The 6,472-nt window shown below is 41.1% G+C and carries 2 protein-coding genes; both read left to right on the forward strand.

Annotated features, from left to right (window positions below; all coding sequences use genetic code 11):
- Positions 1-89: 89 nt before the first annotated feature.
- Positions 90-4,589, forward strand: a complete 4,500-nt coding sequence (gene gltB / locus IM793_RS16975) for a glutamate synthase large subunit (RefSeq protein ID WP_193423374.1) — start codon at positions 90-92, stop codon at positions 4,587-4,589.
- 3 nt (positions 4,590-4,592) lie between these two features.
- Positions 4,593-6,059, forward strand: a complete 1,467-nt coding sequence (locus IM793_RS16980; RefSeq protein WP_193423376.1) for a glutamate synthase subunit beta — start codon at positions 4,593-4,595, stop codon at positions 6,057-6,059.
- Positions 6,060-6,472: the final 413 nt, after the last annotated feature.

Genomic DNA, 6,472 nt, shown 5'->3' on the forward strand with positions numbered 1-6,472 from the left:
TTATTCTAAAAATCATGTCAACTCTGTAATTTAAGGTTTGTTTTTTATATCTTAGTGTTTCCTATACACTAACAACTAACGAGCAAAGAATGGAACCAAACAGTGGATTGTACGATGCGCAATTTGAACACGATGCCTGCGGTATTGGGTTCGTTGCGCATGTGAAAGGGCGAAAATCGCATCAAATCATCTCTGATGCACTTACTATTTTAGAGAATCTAGATCATAGAGGGGCATGTGGAGCAGAACCAAATACAGGCGATGGTGCAGGTATTATGATTCAGATTCCTCACGAATTTTTTTACGACGAATGTTTAAAAGCTGGCTTTAGCTTACCGGAAACCAATAATTATGGTGTTGGTATGTTATTTATGCCAAAGGATATCAGATCCAGAGAAGAGTGCAGAGAATTGATTTACCGTGCCGCCGAAAAACTAGGCCTGGAAATTTTAGGCTTTAGAAAAGTTGATGTTGACACAACGGATATTGGCAATATGGCCCTTTCTGTTGAACCGGAAATTGAGCAGGTATTTATCGCCCGTCCTTATGCGGTAGCGCCAGGTGCTGATTTTGAACGTAAACTTTATATTTTTAAAAATTACCTGATTAAACTGATCGTAAACACCGTTCATGGTGGTAAAGATTTTTATATCGTTTCGCTTTCTGCGCAAACCATTATATATAAAGGTCAGCTAACTTCATTACAGGTACGTACCTATTTTACCGATCTTTCTGATAAGCGCATGGTTTCGGCTTTAGGCCTGGTTCACTCGCGTTTTGCAACCAATACTTTCCCTTCATGGAGGTTAGCACAACCATTCCGCTTTATTGCGCATAATGGTGAGATCAATACTTTACAAGGAAATTTAAACTGGTTCAGGGCAGGTGTTAAGTCTTTTGCTTCTGCTTACTTTACACCAGAAGAACTGGATATGTTATTGCCGGTAATCGACGAGACCAACTCCGATTCAGGCTGTTTGGATAACGTTATCGAATTATTGCTTCATGCAGGCAGAACTTTGCCTCATGTATTAATGATGTTGGTTCCGGAGGCATGGGATGGTAATGAAGATATGGATCCTGTTAAAAAGGCATTCTACGAATTCCACGCTACTTTAATGGAACCATGGGACGGACCTGCTGCCATTGCTTTTACCGATGGTAAATTAATCGGCGCAACTTTAGATCGTAACGGACTTCGTCCTTCCCGGTATGCCATTACGTCAGATGACCGTGTAATTATGGGGTCTGAGGCTGGTGCATTAGCCATCGATCAAAGTACTGTAATCGAAAAAGGCCGTTTAACACCAGGCAAAATGTTCGTAGTGGATATGGAGCAGGGCAGAATTATCAGCGATAATGAAATTAAAGGAGAAGTTTGTGGTAAAAGCCCTTACAGCGATTGGATTAATCAATACCAGATCCGTTTGGAGGAATTACCGGAGCCACGTGTAATGTTCACCGGCTTATCTACCGAGTCTATTTTTAAATATCAACAGGTTTTTGGTTACAGCAGGGAAGATATCGATCTTTTGCTTAAACCAATGGCCATTGAAGGTAAAGAACCAATCGGTTCAATGGGTACAGATACACCATTGGCTATATTATCAAAACGCCCACAACACTTATCATCTTATTTTAAGCAATTATTTGCCCAGGTAACCAATCCGCCGATAGACCCTATCCGTGAAAAGGTGGTGATGAGTTTGGCCAGTTTTATGGGTAGTAACGGCAATCTTTTGGAAGAAAATCCATTACAAGCACATTGCGTTGCCATTAAACATCCGATTTTAACCAACCAGGAATTAGAGAAATTAAGAAGTATTGATACAGGTGTTTTCCAGGCGAAAACTTTACAGACTTATTTCAGGGCTGATGGCAAGCCTGGCGCTATGGCAAAAGCCTTAGATCGTTTGTGCCGTTATGCGGTTGATGCGGTTGAGGATGGTTTCCAGGTAATTGTATTAACTGACAGGGCTATTGACTCTGAGCATGCTGCAATGCCTTCTTTATTGGCCGTTTCTGCTGTACACCATCATTTAATCCGCAAAGGATACCGTGGTGCAGTGGGTATTGTGATAGAGGCCGGTGATATTTGGGAAGTACATCATTTTGCCACGCTATTGGGCTTTGGTGTTACCGCAATCAACCCTTACCTGGCTTTAGAAACCATTAATGAGTTTAAAGAAGAGTCAGGTTTATCAGTTGAGCAATTGACTAAAAACTATATCTACGCAGTAAATAGTGGATTACTTAAAATTTTCTCTAAAATGGGCATCTCTACCTTGCAGTCTTATCAAGGTGCCCAGATTTTCGAAATTTTAGGTTTAAATAAACAAGTTGTGAATACTTATTTCACCGGTGCAGTTTCACGTATTGGTGGTTTAGGGCTGGATGAAATTGCAAAAGAAACGTTAATTAAACATCACCGCAGTTTTGGCCCGGTAACACAGACCGAAAACTTGTTGCCAGCAGGTGGGACGTATAAATTCCGCCGTAAAGGTGAAGCACATTTGTTTAATCCGCAAACCATTCACTTGTTACAAAACGCAACGCGTAAAAACGATTACAATATATTCAAACAATACTCTAAATTGGTGAATGAGCAAACACAGCAAGCTTATACCATCCGTGGATTGTTCGAATTTAACTATAGCCGCCCTTCAGTACCCTTAAGTGAGGTAGAATCAACCGAGGCCATTTTAAAACGATTTGCAACAGGAGCCATGTCATTCGGTTCAATTTCTCATGAAGCACACTCTACTTTAGCTATTGCCATGAACCGTATCGGTGGAAAAAGCAATACCGGCGAAGGTGGTGAAGATGAAATGCGTTATACTAAATTGCCAAATGGCGATAGTATGCGTTCGGCTATTAAACAGGTTGCTTCTGCACGTTTTGGTGTAACGAGTTATTATTTAACCAATGCTGACGAGTTACAGATTAAAATGGCTCAGGGTGCTAAACCGGGCGAAGGTGGTCAATTACCAGGGCACAAAGTAGATGACTGGATTGCAAAAGTTCGTCACTCTACGCCAGGGGTTGGTTTAATTTCCCCTCCACCGCATCATGATATTTATTCGATCGAGGATTTAGCGCAGTTAATTTTTGATTTAAAAAATGCCAACCGTGCCGCAAGAATCAATGTGAAATTGGTTTCTAAAGCTGGTGTGGGTACCATTGCCGCAGGTGTTGCTAAAGCACATGCTGATGTGATTCTGGTATCTGGCTTTGATGGTGGAACGGGAGCATCTCCTTTAACCTCTATTCAACATGCTGGTTTACCATGGGAGTTAGGTTTGGCAGAAGCACACCAAACTTTGGTGAAAAACAAATTGCGTAACCGTATTGTGTTACAAACAGATGGTCAGCTTAAAACAGGTCGAGATATCGCTATTGCTGCATTATTAGGCGCCGAAGAATGGGGTGTTGCTACAGCAGCCCTGGTAACTTCGGGATGTATTATGATGCGTAAATGCCATTTAAATACTTGTCCTGTTGGTGTTGCAACACAAGATCCGGAATTAAGAAAATTATTTACCGGTGATGCTGATCATGTAGTGAACTTATTTTATTTCCTTGCTGAAGAGTTACGTGAGATTATGGCTGAATTAGGTTTCAGGACTATCCACGAAATGATCGGTCAGGCTGATATTTTAAAAGTACGCGAACTGCCTGCTGAAGACTGGAAACTGAAACACCTTGATTTATCAGCTATCTTATATAAAGCAGAAGAAAATGGCCTTCCTTTATTTAATACAGAGGGTCAGGATCATGGTTTGGATCATGTTTTAGATCATAAATTAATTGCTGCTGCACAGCCTGCTATTGACAATAATGAACCTGTATTTGCCAGTTTCGAAGTGAAAAATACCGACCGTGCATTGGGTACCATGTTATCGAATGAAATCTCTAAAGTTCATTTAGGTGCTGGTTTACCTCCTGATACGATCAACTTTAAATTTGTAGGTTCGGCCGGACAAAGTTTCGGTGCTTTCAATACCCGTGGGGTAACCTTATCACTGGAAGGTGAAGCGAATGATTATGTAGGTAAAGGTTTATCAGGTGCGAGATTGGCTATTTACCCATTCTCTAATTCAACTTTTATCCCTGAACAAAATATCATTATCGGTAACGTAGCCCTTTATGGCGCAACTTCCGGCGAGTTATTTGCCCGTGGTAAAGCTGGAGAGCGTTTCGCTGTACGTAACTCTGGTGCAACAGCTGTTGTTGAAGGAGTAGGCGATCACGGTTGTGAGTACATGACTGGTGGTGAAGTGCTGATTCTTGGTGATACCGGAAGTAATTTCGCTGCTGGTATGAGTGGTGGTGTAGCCTGGATTTATGATGCCAATGGAACATTTGCGCGCAAATGCAATAAAGAAATGGTTGATCTTGATCCATTACAAGCTGAAGATGAAGAGCGTATTTTAGCTTTACTTAAAACGCATATCCGCTTAACGGATAGTAAAGTAGCTGAGTTTATCTTAAGTGATTGGAAAACTCAATCTGCTCATTTCGTAAAAGTATTCCCTAAAGAATACAAAGCAGTTTTAAGCAAACGTAACCAACAAGTAAAAACACACTAGGCCATGGGAAAAGTAACAGGATTTCAGGAATACGATAGAGTTGCGCCCACCAGAGAAGCGGCTGCAAAACGTGTAAAACACTATGGGGAATTTTTAAATGAATTACCCTCAAAAGAATTAAACAATCAGGCTGCCCGTTGTATGGATTGCGGCGTACCTTTCTGCCAGTCAGGCTGCCCATTGGGTAACGTGATACCAGAATTTAACGACGCAGTTTATCAAGGTAAATGGGAATTAGCTGCCAATATTTTATTAAGTACCAATAATTTCCCTGAATTTACAGGCAGAATTTGCCCTGCACCATGCGAATCTGCATGTGTATTAGGTATCAACCGTCCACCGGTTTCTATTGAGGAAATTGAAAAACATATCATTGAAATTGCTTTCGAAAAAGGATTTATCAAAGCAAAAGCACCATTAATCAGAACTGGTAAAAAAGTAGCTGTAATTGGTTCAGGTCCGGCGGGCTTAGCTGCTGCTGCTCAGTTAAATAAAGTTGGACATGAAGTTACCGTTTTCGAACGTGACGATGCTCCGGGTGGTTTATTGAGGTACGGTATTCCTGATTTTAAACTACAAAAAAATGTAGTAGATCGCCGTATCGATTTAATGAAAGAAGAAGGCATCATTTTTAAATGTAATGCCAATGTAGGTGAGAACGTTGAGATAGGTACATTGTTACGCGATTTTAATGCGATTGTATTGGCTGGCGGTTCAACTATTCCACGCGATTTACCAATTGATGGCCGTTCTGCTAAAGGGGTTCATTTTGCAATGGATTTCCTGAAACAACAAAATAAACGTGTAGCGAGCAGAGCTGTTGAAGCGGAAGATATTATGGCTACAGGTAAAAATGTAATCGTAATTGGTGGTGGCGATACGGGATCTGATTGTATTGGTACTTCTAACCGTCATGGTGCAAAATCAGTAACACAATTCGAGATTATGCCGATGCCACCACAGGCGCGTAACGAGCATATGCCCTGGCCAAATTACCCAATGTTGCTAAAAAATACTTCTTCTCACGAGGAAGGTGCGCAAAGAGCCTGGTCAGTTAATACCAAAAACTTTATTGCTGATGAAAAAGGAAATCTTAAAGCGTTAAAAGTAGTTGATGTAGAGTGGGAAATTGATGCGAACGGACGTCCGGTTACTTTTAAAGAAGTAGCTGGTACTGAAAGAGATCTTCCATGCGAACTGGTACTTTTAGCAATGGGCTTCTTACATCCTCAAAAAGAAGGTTTAATTGAGAAATTAGGTGTGGAGTTAGATAACCGCGGAAACGTAAAAGCATCTGAGCACACTTACCAAACCAATATCGGAAAGATTTTTGCCGCAGGTGATGTTCGCCGCGGACAATCATTAGTGGTTTGGGCCATTTCAGAAGGTAGAGAAGCTGCCCGTAAGGTAGACGAATACTTAATGGGAACAACTAAACTGGCATCTAAAGATGCAGTTGCATACGCTTAGTAGGTTTTAAATTCTATATTTTTAGGGTCGTGGTGCAAACCACGACCTTTTTTTGTTTTAGGCTGTTGACAAATCTCGTAAATAAGTCGTCATCTCGACTGGAGTGCAACGTAATGGAGAGATCTTTGAACTAAGTTGAGAAAGATTTTCTTTCATCATATGCGCTATTTCCGCCACTGAAACACCGAGACCACGGAATGAATTAACCACAAATAAAAAGGATAAACACAGATTTATTAATGTCGTGAGAAAAATGGTCTTTGGAAAGATTCTTCGACTTCGCTCTATCAATGACAGACTCCAATAAAGTGGTCGTCTTTCCCGCGCAGGCGGGAATCTTAAAGCGCTTGCATTACGATTCCCAATCAAGTTGGGAATGACGAACCGCCAAGACCTGTCATCCAACTTCTCTA

The sequence above is a fragment of the Pedobacter sp. MR2016-19 genome, from assembly GCF_014947265.1.
Classification (GTDB): Bacteria; Bacteroidota; Bacteroidia; order Sphingobacteriales; family Sphingobacteriaceae; genus Pedobacter.